This is a genomic window from Pseudomonas sp. p1(2021b), from assembly GCF_020151015.1.
Classification (GTDB): domain Bacteria; phylum Pseudomonadota; class Gammaproteobacteria; order Pseudomonadales; family Pseudomonadaceae; genus Aquipseudomonas; species Aquipseudomonas putida_K.
On record NZ_CP083746.1, the window covers coordinates 1,127,634 to 1,142,500 of the forward strand.

Consider the following 14,867-nt stretch of genomic DNA (forward strand, 5'->3'; position numbering starts at 1 on the left):
GCACAGTGGGCTTCTCGGTCAGCTATTAGTCACGCAGTTACTGAGGGGAGACTTCGGTCTTCGGCTTGCCGAAGTGCCATTCGTAGACCACGAACTTGAAGTCTTTGAGGTCGCCCTTGTCATCGAACGACAGGTCGCCGGTCGGGGTCTTGAAGGTGCCCTTGTGGATTTCCTCGGCCACTTTCTCGGCGTCGTCGCTGGTGCCGGCGGCCTTGATGCCGTCAGCGATCACCTGGACGGCGGAGTAGGCCGGGAACACGAACGGACCGCTCGGGTCCTTGCCGTCGGCCTTGATGGCATCGACGATGGCCTTGTTCGCCGGGTCGGCGTCGAAGGACTTGGGCAGGGTCACCAGCAGGCCTTCGGAGGCGTTCTGGGCGATCTGCGAGATGGAGTCGTTGCCGACGCCTTCCGGGCCCATGAACTTGGCTTTCAGGCCTTTCTCCTGGGCTTGGCGCAGGATCAGGCCCAGCTCTGGGTGGTAGCCGCCGTAGTAGACGAAGTCGACGTTGTTCTGCTTGAGCTTCTGGATGATCGAGGAGAAGTCCTTGTCACCGGCGTTCAGGCCTTCGAAGACCGCGACCTTGACGTTCTTGCCTTCCAGAGTCTGCTTGACCGCGGTGGCGATGCCCTCGCCGTACTGCTGCTTGTCGTGCAGGACCGCGACGACCTTCGGCTTGACGTGGTCGGCGATGTAGTTGCCGGCGGCCGGGCCCTGGGCGCTGTCCAGGCCGATGGTGCGGAACACCAGCTTGTAGCCACGAGCGGTGATTTCCGGGCTGGTGGCGGCCGGGGTGATCATGATCACGCCTTCGTCTTCGTAGATGTCGGACGCAGGCTGGGTGGAGCTGGAGCACAGGTGGCCGACCACGAACTTGACGCCATCGTTGACCACTTTGTTGGCGACGGCCACGGCCTGTTTAGGGTCGCACGCGTCGTCATATTCCTTGGCTTCGAGCATCTTGCCGTCGATGCCGCCCTTGGCGTTGATGTCCTTGATGGCCTGCTTGGCGCCCACGAACTGCATGTCGCCGTACTGGGTGACCGGGCCAGTCTTGGGCCCGGCGATACCGATCTTGATGGTATCGGCGGCAAACGAATGGCTGGCAACCCCGGCCAGGACCATTGCGGCGAACAGCTTGGAAATCTTGATCATAGTGCTCCACTCATTCTGTTGTAATTCTTATAGTCCTGGCGGCCAGGGCTACAGATCGGGCGGTCTCCGGCACGGCTACGCCATGTCGCAAGCCCACCTTCCCCGGAACATGTCCCGGAACTGTACCGGTACAGTGTAGAGCGCCCTTCGAGCGCTTGAAAAGCGGGCGAAAAGTGCCAGTTTCCCAGGGTGTCGCCTGATCGAAACAAAGATACAGAAAAGCGCCATTACTTTGCCTGCATCCTTGGCCCCGCCCCACAAACTTCGGGGTTAATCGATCAAATTACATATTTGAAACCGGGTTTTTCTGCAAAAATGCGGGCCTTTTTTCGTGGCCGAATTTTTGTGGAGAACCCCATGACCGATCAAGCAAGCACCCTCTATGCCAAATTGCTCGGCGAAACGGCAACCATCGAGTGGAAGGCACTGGAACGTTTCTGGGCGAAGGGTGACCTGATTTGGGTGGACCCGAGCCTGGACCTCATCGCAGTTGCCGAGGCAATGGCCGAGAATCGCGGCGAGATCTTCGCCAAGTGGCGTAATGATGGCACTGTTGCGCCGGTATCCGCGGAGCAGGCGCTAGACCTTCAGAGCCGTGATCCGGTGATCTGGGCCGTGGTGGTTTCGCCGTTCGTGGTGATGCAAGAAAAGAAAGCCCAGTGACGCTGCGCCGTTTTGGTGCGTAAAAACGCACAGCGCAGTGGGGGCGAATGCTTGCCGGCGTTCAGCCAAGGTGGCCGTTGGTAACAATCGCTGGGAATTCGGCACTGCGGTAACAGTTTACGGAATGCGTAATGAAGCTGGCGCGTTGCGCTTGCGCCTGTGTGCCATGCGCGACAGCGCAGCGATGTATGATCGGCCTCCGTGCTTCCTGTTCATCTGTTATGGAGTCGCTCATGAGTACTGCATTGCCTACGCTGGGGTTTGCCGGGATCGGCCTGATGGGGCTACCGATGTGTCGGCGCTTGCTGGCGGCGGGTTACCCGTTGGTGGTATGGAACCGCAGCCCGGAAAAATGTGCCGAGCTGGTAGCGGCCGGGGCACGGCTGGCCGCAACCCCTGCCGACTTGTGTCGCGACGCTGACATGGTGTTGTTGTGCCTGGCCGATACGTCGGTGGTACGCGAAGTGGTGTTCGGTGAGGGAGGGGTGGCCGAAGGTGGGCGCCAGGGGCAGTTGCTGGTGGACTTCTCCAGCCTGGAGCCAACCGCTACCCGCGAGATGGCGGCCGAGTTGGCAGCGCTATGCGGCATGGCCTGGCTGGATGCCCCGGTTTCCGGAGGCACGCCTGGGGCCGAGGCGGGCACCTTGGCGATCATGGTCGGCGGCGAGGCGGGTGACTTGGAACGGGCTCGCCCGGTGCTGCTGACGCTCGGGCAGCGGGTGACCCATATGGGCGCAGTCGGCGCAGGCCAGGTGACCAAGGCCTGCAACCAGATGATCGTCGCCTGCAATGCCTTGGTGATTGCCGAGGTGGTGGCCCTGGCCGAGCAGTCTGGCGTGGATGCACGGCTGATCGCCGAAGCCTTGGCCGGCGGTTTTGCCGATTCCAAGCCTTTGCAGATTCTGGCACCGCAGATGGCCGAGAGCCGCTTCGAACCGATCAAGTGGCATGTACGCACCTTGCTCAAGGACCTGGACACTGCGGTGAAGTTTTCCCGCGAGCAGGGTTCGGCGACGCCGGTCAGTGGCCTTGCCGCGCAACTGATGCGCTTGCATGGTAGCCAGGGGTATCTGCAAAAAGATCCAGCGACCCTGGTCGAACTGTATCGCAACAAGGGGTGAAGCCTGCGGCCTGGCGCTCGAGGCGGTCGAGGGTCGAGCGCAGCTCGGCCAGCGCCACCGGGCGGCTGAGCAGATAGCCCTGCAGGTAGTCGCAACCATGAGCGGCGAGGAACGCGTGTTGTTCGAGGGTCTCGACGCCTTCGGTTACCACTTGCAGGTGCAGGGTATGGGCCATGACGATGATGGCCTGGACGATCTCGCGGTCTTTCTGGCTGCCGGGCACTTCCTGGATGAACGAACGATCGATCTTCAGCACGTCCAGAGGCAGGCGCTTGAGGTAGGCCAGCGATGAGTACCCGGTGCCGAAATCATCGATCGACAAGGCAACACCCTGTGCGCGTACCCGCTTGAGCAAGCTGACGACCCGCTGGATATCGCCCATCAGCGCGTTCTCGGTGACCTCCAACTCCAGGTGCCTTGGGGCCAGGCCCGCCTCGAACAAGGCCATTTCCACTTCGTTGGCCAGCTCCTCCCGGCCCAGGGTCACGGCCGAACAGTTGACCGTGACCTTGAGCTCGGCATGGCCTTGGCGATGGAGCGAGGCCAGGTCCTGGCAGGCGCGGCGCAACACCCATAGGTCGAGGTCGGCGATCAGGCCATTGGCCTCGGCGATACCGATGAAGCGATCCGGGCTCAGCAGGCCGTGCTGGGGGTGCTGCCAGCGTACCAGGGCTTCCAGCTTGGCCACCTGGCCGTTGTGCAGGTCGAAGATCGGCTGGTAGTGCACGCACAGGCCGCGCTCTTCGAGCAGGGCGACCCGCAACTCCTCCTCCAGTTGCAACTCCAGGGTAGCGCGGGTCTTCAGGCCGTTATTGAAGAAGTTCAGGCTGTTGCGACCGCAGCCTTTGGACTGGTACAGGGCAAGGTCGGCGTTCTTGAGCAGTTCCTCGGCGGTGCGCCCATCATCGGGGAAGATGCTGATGCCGATGCTGGTGGTCATGACCATGCGCCGCCCGCCCAGGTCGATCGGGTCCTTCATCCGCTGCATGATGCGCTGCGCCAGGTGGCGTGCCTCGTCACGGCTGTTGAGGTTGGTGACGATGCAGAACTCGTCGCCGCCGAAGCGCGCCACCACGTCGTGGTTGCGGGTGGCAGCCTTGATATGGCCGGCAATCACCTTGAGCAACTCATCGCCCGCCGCATGGCCGAGGCTGTCATTGATACGCTTGAAGTGGTCGATATCCAGGAACATCACTGCCAGCATGCGCTCATTGGTGGAAAGTTCGGCCAGGCGCTCGGCGAATACCTGGTTGAACCCGCGACGATTGACCAGGTTGGTCAGGGCATCGTAGTGAGCCGCCTGTTGCAGGGATGCGCGCGCCTGGTCCAGTTGGCTGAGCAGCGCATTGACCCGGCGCAGGTCATGTTCCTTGCTTTGCAGTTTACGGTCTGCCAGGGCGGCACTGATGCTGCTGCCGCTGATCAACAGCGTGATGAAGGCCACGGTCAGGGCCAACTGCAGGCTGTTGTCGGTGGTGGGCAAGTGCAGGGGGCTGCCGGCGGGCGCCACCAAGGTCATGGCGGCCATGCTGGCGAAGTGGGTCAGCAGCAGGCCGCCGCCCAGGAGCAGGCTGGCCGCGTATTTGCCGGCCAAGTGCAGGGTACCGCTGCCCTTGCTGATAGCGCGCGCCATCAGCAAGGCCGCCAGGCTGGCGGCGATGGCGATGCCCAGCGAAGCCAATGATAGTTCCGGGTGGTAGTACGGGCGAGCGCTGGTATTGAGCGCAGCCATGCCCACGTAGTGCATCGCCGTGATGCCCAGCCCGATGAGCAGTGCGCCTTGCACATAGTGGCGAGGGCGCATGTCGACACGGTCGAGGCTGTTCATCGCCAGCCAGGCAGCGAGCAGGGCAACGAGCAGCGACAAGCCGGTCAGGGGAATGTCATAACGCACTTCCACTGGCGCTTGCAGGGCCAGGGTGCTGGTGAAGTGCAGCGCCCAGATGCCCGCCGCCAGGCAGCAAGCGCCCAGTACGCGCCACTGTCGACGAGCGGAGGGGTCTTCGCTCTGGCTCTGACGCTCGGTCATGTCCAGGGTCGCGAAGCAGGCGATACACGCGATCCCATAGGCAAGCAACACCAGGAGGGGGTCGTGGCGGCAGTCCAGGATGATTTGGCCGGTTGTCGGCAGGGTGTCGAACAGGTGCAGTCCCAACCGCTCCATTGCTCGCCTCTTCGTCGAGTTCTCACTCGTCCCCAAAAAGCCGGAGGAGACCGTTCAGCAGCAGTATAGGAATGGGAGTTCAAGCCAGCCTGGTTAATGGCATTTTGATTTCAACCATTTGGATATTGGCTTGATAGCGGAGGGTTCTAAGGGGGTGGGGCGCTTTGCCCCCCCTTTCGCGACACAAGGCCGCTCCAGGTATGTGCAAGGAGCGGCCTTGTGCCGCGAAGGGCTGCAGAGCAGCCCCTGTTACCGCGCCATCAACCCGCGACCAATACGCGGATCGCCTCCAGGCGCAAGGCGGCCTTGTCGAGCATGGCCAGCCCGTCTTCACGTTGCTTGCGCAGGGCATCGATCTCGCTGTCGCGCACGCTTGGGTTGACGGCCTTGAGCGCAGTCAGGCGGGCAAGCTCTTCATCGGCCTGCGCGGCCAGGCGGCGCTGGGCCTCGGCCACGCGTTCGATGTGGGTCGGCAGGACCTTGGCCTCGCCGTCGGCGATACGCTTGGCCAGCACGTCGCGCTGGGCCTGGACGAACTTGTTGGCGCTGGCCTTGGGCACGCTTTCCAATTGGTCGTTGAGGGTTTCGAACGCCACGCGTGGGGCCAGGTCGTTGCCGTTGGCATCGAGTAGGCAGCGCAGGGCGGCCGGAGGCAGGTAGCGGCCCAACTGCAGGCTGCGCGGGGCTACCACCTCGCTGACATAGAGCAGCTCGAGCAGAACAGTGCCGGGTTTGAGCGCCTTGTTCTTGATCAGCGCCACGGCAGTGTTGCCCATGGAGCCGGACAGCACCAGGTCCATGCCGCCCTGGACCATCGGGTGTTCCCAGGTCAGGAACTGCATGTCCTCGCGCGACAGCGCCTGGTTGCGGTCGTAGGTGATGGTCACGCCTTCGTCGTCGCCCAGCGGGAAGCTGGCGTCGAGCATCTTCTCGCTCGGCTTGAGGATCAGGGCGTTTTCCGAATGGTCTTCGCTGTCGATGCCGAAGGCGTCGAACAGGGTTTCCATGTAGATCGGCAGGGCGAACTGGTCGTCCTGCTCGAGGATCGCCTCGACCAGCGTCTGGCCTTCGCCGGCACCGCCGGAGTTGAGCTCCAGCAAGCGGTCGCGGCCAGTGTGCAACTCGGCTTCCAGGCGTTCGCGCTCGGTTCGTGCCTCGCTCACCAGGGTATCCCAGGCCTTGGCCTCGCCGCCCTCGAGCAGTGCCAGCAGGCGAGGGCCGAACTGGTGTTGCAGCGCGTTGCCGGTCGGGCAGGTATTGAGGAATGCGTTCAGGCCCAGGTGGTACCACTGGAACAGGCGCTCTTGCGGGCTGTCCTGCAGGTAGGGGATGTGCAACTCGATGGTGTGCTTCTGGCCGATCCGGTCAAGGCGGCCGATGCGCTGCTCGAGCAAGTCCGGGTGTGCCGGCAGGTCGAACATCACCAGGTGATGGGCGAACTGGAAGTTGCGGCCTTCGCTGCCGATTTCCGAACAGATCAGGACCTGGGCGCCGAATTCTTCGTCGGCGAAGTAGGCCGCGGCGCGGTCACGCTCGAGGATGCTCATGCCTTCATGGAAGACCGTGGCCGGGATGCCGGAACGCACGCGCAGGGCGTCTTCCAGGTCCATGGCGGTCTCGGCATGGGCGCAGATCACCAGGACCTTGGTGCGCTTGAGCATCTTCAGGGTATCGATCAGCCAGTCCACCCGCGGGTCGAAACGCCACCAGCGTTCGTCGTCGCCGGCCTCGCCCTGGGCCTGGAAGGCCACTTCCGGGTACAGCTCGGCACGCTCGCCGCTCGGCAGGTCGACGTATTGCTGCGGGTTGGGCAGTGGGTAGGGGTGCAACTGGCGCTCGGGGAAGCCCTGGATCGCGGCACGGGTGTTACGGAACAGCACGCGGCCGGTGCCGTGGCGGTCGAGCAGTTCGCGGATCAGGCGAGCGCTGGCCTGGCTGTCGCCGTCGCTGACTGCGCCCAGCAGGGCTTCGCCCTCGGCGCCGAGGAAACCGGCAATGGTGGCGTGGGCCTTGGGCGACAGGCGGCCTTCGTCGAGCAGTTCCTGGACGGCCTCGGCCACCGGGCGATAGTGCTCGCTCTCGGCGCGGAAGGCGGCCAGGTCATGGAAGCGGTTGGGGTCGAGCAGGCGCAGGCGGGCGAAGTGGCTGTCCTGTCCCAGCTGCTCGGGCGTGGCGGTGAGCAGCAGCACGCCGGGGATGACTTGGGCCAGTTGTTCGACCAGGGCATATTCCGGGCTGGCCTGTTCTTCGTGCCAGACCAGGTGGTGGGCTTCGTCGACCACCATCAGGTCCCAGCCCGCCGCGAACAGGGCGTCCTGGGCTTTCTCGTCGTCCACCAGCCACTCCAGCGCCACCAGGGCGAGCTGGGCATCCTCGAAGGGGTTGCTGGCATCGCTTTCGATGAAGCGCTCGGCATCGAACAGTGCCACCTGCAGGTTGAAGCGGCGGCGCATTTCCACCAGCCACTGGTGCTGAAGGTTTTCCGGTACCAGGATCAGCACGCGGTTGGCGCGGCCATTGAGCAACTGGCGGTGGATCACCAGGCCGGCCTCGATGGTCTTGCCCAGGCCCACTTCGTCGGCCAGCAATACGCGCGGGGCGATCCGGTCGGCGACCTCGCGGGCGATGTGCAACTGGTGAGCGATAGGTTGCGCGCGGCAGCCACCCAGGCCCCAGAGCGTCGACAGCATCTGCTTGCTGGTGTGTTGCAGGGTGTTGTAGCGCAGGGAGAACCAGGACAACGGGTCGATCTGCCCGGCGAACAGGCGGTCGCTGGCCAGGCGGAACTGGATGAAGTTGGAGAGCTGGGTCTCCGGCAGTACGCGGGCTTGGTTCTGCCCGTCGAGGCCATGGTAGACCAGCAGCCCATCGGCATCCTCGACCTCGCGCACGGTCAGCTTCCAGCCTTCGAAATGCGTGATCTGGTCGCCGGGCGAGAAACGCACACGGGTCAGCGGCGCATTGCGCAGGGAATACTGGCGGGTGTCGCCAGTGGCCGGGTAGAGCACGGTCAACAGGCGGCCATCCTGCGCCAGGATGGTACCCAGGCCGAGCTCGGCTTCGCTGTCGCTGATCCAGCGTTGCCCCGGTTGATACTGCTGCGCCATACTGCCTGAACTCCCGCGATGAAAAAGCCGACTATGTTAACGGATAGGGGCCGGTAGACCAAAGAATCTAGAGTCTAGCTGCTTCATCGACGAACAACGTCCTGCGACGAGGGCCCACACCACATGGCTGCAAAGCACCGCTGGTTGAACGCCTCCCTGGCCATGGGCAGCTTGCTGCTGCTGGCCGCTTGTGAACAGAAGAACTTCGAAACCCTGCCACCGATTCCGGCTGAACAGCTGGAGGTACTGGGTGTGCGGACGCCGCTCAAGAGCGTGCATTTCCGTGACCGTGACGGCGAAGGGTTGCTGGTGCTCAGCCGCGTCGATGGCCAGGCCACCGATGCCGAGACCGAACAGGAGGTGGACAAGGTCATGCTCAAGGCCACCCTGTACGGGCGCGGCGCCGAGGCGGACGTGTTCGCCCCACGCTGGCAGATCGAGCAGGAAACCAGCTGCCCGGGGCTGGACCTGGACGTAGACTTCTACACCGATGTCAGCGACGCCAGCGACCTGAACAAGGATGGTGTCGCCGAGCTCACCGTGGCCAGCCATGCCTTCTGCGGCGGTGGCATCGACCCGCACGACATCGCTATCGAGATGCGCGAAGGCCAGGCGACCTACACCATCACAGGCCAATCGCTGATCATTCCGGCTGGCGAGGAGCCTGTCGGCGGCGAGCGGGAAGACAGCGCCTCGTTGAAAAATGCACCGCAAGTGATACGCGAGCACATGGACGCAGTGTGGCATCAGGTCTACAAGCGGCCCTGGAGCGAAGCCAGCTCGCCACCCGACGAGCCGCTGGGCGAAGACCTCGAATAAAAGCTGCCACGAGGTTGTGACAGACCGCACAAACCGGCGGGCCAATGCTCAAGTGCCGTCGATGACCGGCCGATACAGTGGCCACAGGAGACCCTTCCATGCTGCCGCCGATCATCCCGCTCAGTGCCGCACCGGTGACTTCGCAACAGGACCCGGTCAAACCGACCCCGGATATTCCTCCGGTGGTCCCGGCGCAGCCTGCTTCCAGCGACGGCACCGTCGACCTCAAGCACCAGCGCGACCCCCAGGAGCAGGCGCTATTGCTGCGCGAGGAGCAGCGTCGCCAGCAGCAGCGTCGGCAGAAGGACCAGGACGAACGCTACAGCGCCTTGCCCGGCGACGAACTCAATGCCGACAATACCGTGCCGGTGGCGCCTTTGGGCGAGCGTACCCGCCAGGGGTTGTTGGTGGACATCGAAGTCTGAGCTGGTCAGCACGGGCGTCAGGCTTCATCATGCAAGTCTCCGCTGTCAGTCGAGCCCGCCCATGAGCCAAGACAACCTGATCGATTTCGGTGCCGAGCGCACCAAACGTATCCATGACCTCAAGGAAAAGCGCCTGAATGAGGTCCGCCAGGCGTTCGAGCAGGCCATGCCGCTGGCCAAGCCGAAGAAAAAGCCCAAGGGCAAGCCGAAGAAGCGCTGAAACTTGATGTAGATCAACCCTGCGTCCGCCTCGCGTGCCCGCCCCAGGGCACCATTGACTCCGGTCAATTTTCCCTCCCCCGATATTCGCTACCTTGCACCCATCGGACAACGGCAGACGAAACGGGAGGCCGACATGTTCTTCGACAATGTGGTTATCGCCGGTGTGGTAACGGTCGGGTTGATGTTGGTGTTCTTCGCCGGTCTGGGCATTTTCATCTGGAAGGATTCGAGCAAGCGCAAGCCGCGCTGAGCCTTCCAGGTTCACGAGCACGCAAGGCATTTAGGGCGACTTCGGTCGCCCATTTTTTTGTCTGGAATTTCCCAACGCCTTTGGGGCAACGCAGTCCTGTGTAGGTGCGGGCTTGTGTGGGATGTGTTTCTTTGAATGATGCTTAGCTAGCTAATTAATTCGCCACGCTTTATCCTTGCGCCGTTGTCTATCTTTTTAATCATCACCCCCGCAAGGTCCGATTCGTGCCCATCACCTTCCAGGCCCTGTTCGCACCCAGCAACCTCGCCCTCAAGTTCGCCATCAAGACCTTGCTCGGGGGTGGCCTGGCGTTGTGGTTGGCCATGCGCTGGGGCCTGGAGCAGCCTTCATGGGCGCTGATGACTGCGTTCATCGTCGCCCAGCCGCTTTCGGGCATGGTGGTGCAGAAGGGCTTGGCCCGCCTGGCCGGCACCTTGGTGGGCACGTTCATGTCGGTGGTCTTTATCGCCTTGTTCGCCCAGGCACCCTGGCTGTTTCTGCTGACCCTGGCGCTGTGGCTTGCGTTGTGTACCGCAGCCTCCACCCAGCTGCGCAGTGCCTGGGCCTATTCGTTCGTACTGGCGGGTTACACCGTGGCGATCATTGCTTTGCCCTCGATCAACCATCCTTTGCAGGTGTTCGACCAGGCCGTAGCGCGCTGCACCGAGATCTGCCTGGGGATCGTCTGCGCCACGGCCACCAGCGCCTTGCTCTGGCCGATGCGCGTCGAGCAGCAGCTCGCAGGCCAGGCGCGCCAGGCCTGGCAGAACGGCTTGCAGGCCTCCAGCGCCATGCTGGGCGGCGAAGACGAGGCACGCAAGGGTTTGCTTGAAATCCTCGGGCGGATCGTCGCCATCGATGCTCAGCGTGAACACGCCTGGTTCGAAGGCAACCGTGGCCGGCAACGGGCCAGGGCGATTCGTGGGCTGAGCCAGAAGCTCATGGTGTTGCTGCGTATCTCGCGTTCGGTGCGACGCCAATGGCGTCAGCTCGATGAAGCCGAGGCCGATCGGCTGGCGCCCTGGTTGAACGAGGTGCGTGCGCAACTGGCCGAGCCCGACCCGCCCAGCCTGTTGTTGTTGCGCCAGCGAATCTGGGATGCCGCCCATGACGAGCAGATCAGCTCGGCCGAGCACTATTGTCTGGCACGCATGGCCCTGTTGCTGGATGTCGCCATGGCCGCGACCCAGGCCTTGCAGGACGCCGAGCAGGGCAGGGCGCCGAAGGACGTGCCCCAAGGCCTGGCTGCCCACCGCGACCTGCCGCTGGCGTTGCTGTTTGGCTCACGCAGTGCCCTGGCCTTTCTGGCCATGGCCAGTTTCTGGCTGGCCACCGCGTGGCCGGCGGCGCCGGGCGGGCTGGTGCTGACCTGTGTGGTCTGCAGCTTGTTCGCCAGCCGCGAGAACGGCGCGCAGATCGGCCTGAGCTTCCTGCGCGGCATCCTGCTGGCCATTCCCGTGGCCTTTTTTGTCGGGCAGATTCTTCTGCCGCAATGGAGTAGTTTCGCCATGCTCTGCCTGGGGATGGGAGTGCCGCTGTTCCTGGGAGCCCTGGGCATGGCGCATCCGCGCACGGGTGCGACTGCCACGTCCTATTGCCTGCACTTCATCGTGTTGGTGGCCCCGCTCAATGCCATGCAGTTCGATGTCGCGGCCATGCTCAATAGCGCCCAGGCCATGTTGCTAGGTGTTGGAGCCGCGGTCATGGCCTTCCGCCTGGTGGTGCTGCGCCACCCGGCCTGGCTCGGCCGTCGCCTGCGGGCAGCGACCCAAAGCGACTTGGTGCGCCTGACCCGGCGTGACCTGCGTGGTGCCGACAGCTGGTTCGGTGGGCGCATGGCCGACCGCCTGATGCAGCTGGCCAGGCATGCCAGCGAATTGCCGGAGGCCGAGCGCAAACGTTGGGACGATGGCGTGCACGCACTGGATATCGGTGACGAGCTGGTGCACCTGCGCATGTGCCTGGCCGTGGCCCAGGCACCCCTGGGGCCAGCCGTACGCCATTACCTACAGCAGTTGGAGGCCGTGCTGGCCAGTGGGCCGGCACCAGGGCGCAGCCAGCGCCTGGACGCGGCGACCGAGCAATTCATCGAGGCGCTGCGCCGTCAGCCGCCGAGCGACCCGCTACGCCTGGCCATTGGTGCGGTGCTGCAACTGCGCAGCAGCTGGGGCAAGTGGTGCCATCGGCAGGAGGAGATCCATGGGCTTGCGTGAATGGGCGCTGGGCGGTGTGCTGCTCAGTCCGTTTCTGATCTATGCGTTGCTGGCGCTGCTGGTCACCGGTCTGCTGCGCCTGGTGGTGCAGGCCACGCCGCTGGGACGGTGGATCTGGCACGAGGCGCTGTTCGATGCGGCATTGTTCGTTTGTGTCCTGTCCCTGGTGGTGCATGTCCTGGGACCTTTGTAAGGAGTGATACCCATGCGTACCGCCGTACGTGCCTTCGTTACCCTCTGTGTGGTGGCCCTGGCCATATTCGCCGGCTATCACCTTTGGCAGTACTACATGCTCACGCCCTGGACCCGTGATGCACGGGTGCGCGCAGACGTGGTAGTGATCGCTCCGGACGTATCCGGTTGGGTGCGCGAGCTCAAGGTGCGCGACAACCAGCAGGTAAAGGCCGGCGATCTGCTCATGAGCATCGACCGCGAGCGCTTCCAGGCCGCTTTCGACCAAGCCAGTGCCGTGGCCGAGATCCGCGCCCACCAATTGCGCCTGCGTGAGCGCGAGGCGGCGCGACGCACGGCCCTGGGCCCCGATGCGATCAGCGCCGAGCTGCGCGAGAATGCCCAGATCAACGCTGCCGTCGCTCGGGGTGAGCTGCATGAAGCCCAGGCGCAGCTGCAGGTGGCGAGGATCAACCTTGAGCGTAGCGAAGTCCGGGCCCCGCGCAGCGGGCACATCACCAACCTGCGCCTGGCTCAGGGCAACTATGTCAACACCGGCCAATCGGTCATGGCCCTGGTGGATGATGCCACTTTCTATATCCAGGCCTATTTCGAAGAGACCAAGCTGCCGCGCATCCACGTCGGCGACCCGGTGAAAGTCTGGCTGATGGGCGCCGGCGAGGCGATCGACGGCCATGTGCAAAGCATCAGCCGCGGCATCACCGACAGCAACAGCAATCCCGACAGCCAACTGTTGCCTGAGGTTGAACCGACATTCAACTGGGTACGCCTGGCCCAGCGCATTCCGGTGCGCATCCGCCTGGATCATATTCCCGAGGACATCAACCTCAGTGCCGGGATGACTGCCAGCGTGCAGGTGCACGAGGCACAGGCCGAGCGTTGAGGGTCATGGGCTTACGTTGCCCTTTGATCGGTCGACGGGCAGGCGGAAGCTGAACAGCGTGCCCACCTGGGCGTTCGACACGACCTCCATGGAACCGCCATGGGCCAGGGCGATCTGGTTGGCTATATAAAGCCCCAGTCCCAGCCCTTGCTGTGGTCTGCTGGACAGTGGTCGGGAGAAGGGTTGGAACAGCTGTGCCAGGACCTGTGCGGGGATCGGTTCGCCCAGGTTATGCACGCTGAGTATGAAGATACCGTCGTGCAGCGTCGCGGTGACGGTGACCGGCTCATCGGCGGCGCCATGGGCCAGAGCGTTGGCGATCAGGTTGGAGAGCAGTTGGGCGATACGTTCGCGGTCGCAGTGCAGCCCGCCGATGTCGCCGATGTTCAGCAGGATCTGCCGCTGTGGGTGCACCCGTTGCAACTCCGAGGCCACATGGGTCAGGGCCTCGGCCAGGTCGTGGCAGGGCTGCTGGTTGATGGGGATGCCGCTGCCCAGGCGGCCACGGGCGAAGTCCAGCATGTCGCGCACCAATTGGGTGGCGCGGCTGCCGGAGGTATGTATGTGCCGGGCGATGGCGCGGTTGCGCTCGTCCTGCAAGCGCTGGACGAGCAACTCCGCCCCGGCCGTGATGGCGAACAATGGGTTGCGCAGGTCGTGGCCGAGTACCGCGATGAACTGCTCACGTACCTCCGCCATGGCGCGCTCCTTCTGCAGGGCCAGTTCGGTGCGCTGTGCGCTTTCCTCGCTTTCTATCTGGATCGACAGCAGGCGGGCGAACGATTCCATCATGGGTTGGATGGCGCTGCCCTTGAGTGAGGTGGGCCTGGGGTCCAGGGCGCTGATGGTGCCGAAGAAACTACCGTCGGTGCGTAGCACCGGCACCGAGATATAGCTTTCGAAACGGTAGACCCGTGGTGCGTGATGCCGGGCGTACTGGTCGTCCTCGCTGGCCTGGTCGATCACGATGGTCTGGTGGCTGCTGCGGATTTCCTGGCACAGGGTTGTGGTGACGTCGAGTTCATCGCCAGGCTTGAGGCCCAGACCCAGGTTGTCCAATACGGCGCAGGCGGTCCAGCTGTTCTCGGTTACCCGTGCCACGGCGGCAAAGCGCATGCCGGTGGTCTCGCAGATGACTTGGAGGAGAGCAGGGACTGCGTTGATGCGGCCGATGGTGGCGATGTCGGCGTTGATGGCGTTGGCCATGACAGAGCAGTGTCCGTGGCGGTAAGAAGCATCAGTCTAGCGGGGGGCTGGGGCGGGATGGAAAAAGTTGGCGAACGGTCTTGGGTTGTCTTGGATCTGGTAGATGCCGAAGCCCCGGAGGCCGGTACCTGTTCGCCTTTAAATGCGGCCTTCAATCTAAATATTTCAAATAATTGAAATAAAGGGTTGACGCCCTTCTGAATCCCCTTATAATGCGCCCCACTTCCGACGCAGTCGAAACGCAAAACTCCTTGAGATTCAATGGGTTGAACGCTTCAGGTAGTATCGGAAGGCTTCGGTCTCACAGATCGGCAGCGGTGCAAAAGGCAGTTGACAGCAGGTTTTAACGCTGTATGATTCGCCTCCCGCTACGAGAGATCGCAGCGCGTTAAGCGGTTGAAGTTGAACGAAAAACTTCAAAATAAACGCTTGACAGACTCTGAGGA

13 protein-coding genes are annotated in these 14,867 nt (G+C 63.4%); 9 read left to right on the top strand and 4 right to left on the bottom strand.

Annotation, left to right across the window (positions count from 1 at the left end):
- Positions 1 to 37 precede the first annotated feature (37 nt).
- Entirely contained in the window at positions 38 to 1,156 is a 1,119-nt protein-coding gene (locus K8374_RS05300; RefSeq protein ID WP_224458190.1) for a branched-chain amino acid ABC transporter substrate-binding protein, read from the bottom strand.
- A gap of 357 nt (positions 1,157 to 1,513) precedes the next feature.
- On the opposite strand from K8374_RS05300, the gene K8374_RS05305 reads away from it, so the two are divergent.
- Together K8374_RS05305 and K8374_RS05310 are read left to right on the top strand one after the other, a co-directional pair.
- Positions 1,514 to 1,819: a DUF2288 domain-containing protein gene (locus tag K8374_RS05305; protein ID WP_224458191.1), complete on the top strand. Its 306-nt coding sequence runs from the start codon at positions 1,514 to 1,516 to the stop codon at positions 1,817 to 1,819.
- A gap of 233 nt (positions 1,820 to 2,052) precedes the next feature.
- The gene (locus tag K8374_RS05310) at positions 2,053 to 2,940 is read left to right on the top strand and encodes an NAD(P)-dependent oxidoreductase (RefSeq protein ID WP_224458192.1); all 888 of its coding nucleotides are present in this window, start codon (positions 2,053 to 2,055) and stop codon (positions 2,938 to 2,940) included.
- Here K8374_RS05310 and K8374_RS05315 read toward each other — a convergent pair.
- Both K8374_RS05315 and rapA read right to left on the bottom strand, forming a co-directional pair.
- On the bottom strand, positions 2,840 to 5,104 hold the full coding sequence (locus K8374_RS05315) for a putative bifunctional diguanylate cyclase/phosphodiesterase (protein WP_224458193.1): 2,265 nt from the start codon (positions 5,102 to 5,104) through the stop codon (positions 2,840 to 2,842). The genes K8374_RS05310 and K8374_RS05315 overlap by 101 nt on opposite strands.
- A 260-nt stretch (positions 5,105 to 5,364) precedes the next feature.
- The gene (rapA, locus tag K8374_RS05320) at positions 5,365 to 8,211 is read right to left on the bottom strand and encodes an RNA polymerase-associated protein RapA (RefSeq protein WP_224458194.1); all 2,847 of its coding nucleotides are present in this window, start codon (positions 8,209 to 8,211) and stop codon (positions 5,365 to 5,367) included.
- Between the two features lie 123 nt (positions 8,212 to 8,334).
- On the opposite strand from rapA, the gene K8374_RS05325 reads away from it, so the two are divergent.
- The 7 genes from K8374_RS05325 (at position 8,335) to K8374_RS05350 (ending at position 13,215) form a co-directional block, all read left to right on the top strand.
- Positions 8,335 to 9,030, top strand: coding sequence for a M949_RS01915 family surface polysaccharide biosynthesis protein (locus K8374_RS05325; RefSeq protein WP_224458195.1), 696 nt, complete (start codon positions 8,335 to 8,337; stop codon positions 9,028 to 9,030).
- A 98-nt stretch (positions 9,031 to 9,128) separates the two neighbouring features.
- Positions 9,129 to 9,455 carry an aspartate-semialdehyde dehydrogenase gene (locus K8374_RS05330; RefSeq protein ID WP_084856110.1) on the top strand — a complete coding sequence of 109 codons (327 nt, stop codon included), beginning with the start codon at positions 9,129 to 9,131 and terminating at the stop codon, positions 9,453 to 9,455.
- A 61-nt stretch (positions 9,456 to 9,516) separates the two neighbouring features.
- Positions 9,517 to 9,675 (top strand): hypothetical protein, encoded by a 159-nt coding sequence (locus K8374_RS05335; RefSeq protein ID WP_172402998.1) that lies wholly within the window; start codon positions 9,517 to 9,519, stop codon positions 9,673 to 9,675.
- A gap of 135 nt (positions 9,676 to 9,810) precedes the next feature.
- Complete coding sequence (ccoM, locus tag K8374_RS26315) at positions 9,811 to 9,927, top strand: cytochrome c oxidase subunit CcoM (RefSeq protein WP_301178464.1); 117 nt, start codon at positions 9,811 to 9,813, stop codon at positions 9,925 to 9,927.
- Positions 9,928 to 10,151: 224 nt separating this feature from the next.
- Positions 10,152 to 12,140, top strand: a complete 1,989-nt coding sequence (locus tag K8374_RS05340; RefSeq protein WP_224458196.1) for an FUSC family protein — start codon at positions 10,152 to 10,154, stop codon at positions 12,138 to 12,140.
- Entirely contained in the window at positions 12,127 to 12,333 is a 207-nt protein-coding gene (locus K8374_RS05345; protein WP_224458197.1) for a DUF1656 domain-containing protein, read from the top strand. The genes K8374_RS05340 and K8374_RS05345 overlap by 14 nt, the downstream gene beginning before the upstream one ends.
- 12 nt (positions 12,334 to 12,345) lie before the next feature.
- Positions 12,346 to 13,215: an HlyD family secretion protein gene (locus K8374_RS05350; protein ID WP_224458198.1), complete on the top strand. Its 870-nt coding sequence runs from the start codon at positions 12,346 to 12,348 to the stop codon at positions 13,213 to 13,215.
- Between the two features lie 3 nt (positions 13,216 to 13,218).
- Here the strand turns inward: K8374_RS05350 and K8374_RS05355 are convergent, their stop codons facing one another.
- Positions 13,219 to 14,421, bottom strand: a complete 1,203-nt coding sequence (locus K8374_RS05355; RefSeq protein ID WP_224458199.1) for a sensor histidine kinase — start codon at positions 14,419 to 14,421, stop codon at positions 13,219 to 13,221.
- Between the last annotated feature and the right edge of the window lie 446 nt (positions 14,422 to 14,867).

Bases quoted from the DNA above. Each gene is read 5' to 3' on its own strand.
- K8374_RS05300 (WP_224458190.1), bottom strand. From the start codon at position 1,156: ATGATCAAGATTTCCAAGCTGTTCGCCGCAATGGTCCTGGCCGGGGTT.
- K8374_RS05305 (WP_224458191.1), top strand. From the start codon at position 1,514: ATGACCGATCAAGCAAGCACCCTCTATGCCAAATTGCTCGGCGAAACG.
- K8374_RS05310 (WP_224458192.1), top strand. From the start codon at position 2,053: ATGAGTACTGCATTGCCTACGCTGGGGTTTGCCGGGATCGGCCTGATG.
- K8374_RS05315 (WP_224458193.1), bottom strand. From the start codon at position 5,104: ATGGAGCGGTTGGGACTGCACCTGTTCGACACCCTGCCGACAACCGGC.
- rapA (WP_224458194.1), bottom strand. From the start codon at position 8,211: ATGGCGCAGCAGTATCAACCGGGGCAACGCTGGATCAGCGACAGCGAA.
- K8374_RS05325 (WP_224458195.1), top strand. From the start codon at position 8,335: ATGGCTGCAAAGCACCGCTGGTTGAACGCCTCCCTGGCCATGGGCAGC.
- K8374_RS05330 (WP_084856110.1), top strand. From the start codon at position 9,129: ATGCTGCCGCCGATCATCCCGCTCAGTGCCGCACCGGTGACTTCGCAA.
- K8374_RS05335 (WP_172402998.1), top strand. From the start codon at position 9,517: ATGAGCCAAGACAACCTGATCGATTTCGGTGCCGAGCGCACCAAACGT.
- ccoM (WP_301178464.1), top strand. From the start codon at position 9,811: ATGTTCTTCGACAATGTGGTTATCGCCGGTGTGGTAACGGTCGGGTTG.
- K8374_RS05345 (WP_224458197.1), top strand. From the start codon at position 12,127: ATGGGCTTGCGTGAATGGGCGCTGGGCGGTGTGCTGCTCAGTCCGTTT.
- K8374_RS05350 (WP_224458198.1), top strand. From the start codon at position 12,346: ATGCGTACCGCCGTACGTGCCTTCGTTACCCTCTGTGTGGTGGCCCTG.
- K8374_RS05355 (WP_224458199.1), bottom strand. From the start codon at position 14,421: ATGGCCAACGCCATCAACGCCGACATCGCCACCATCGGCCGCATCAAC.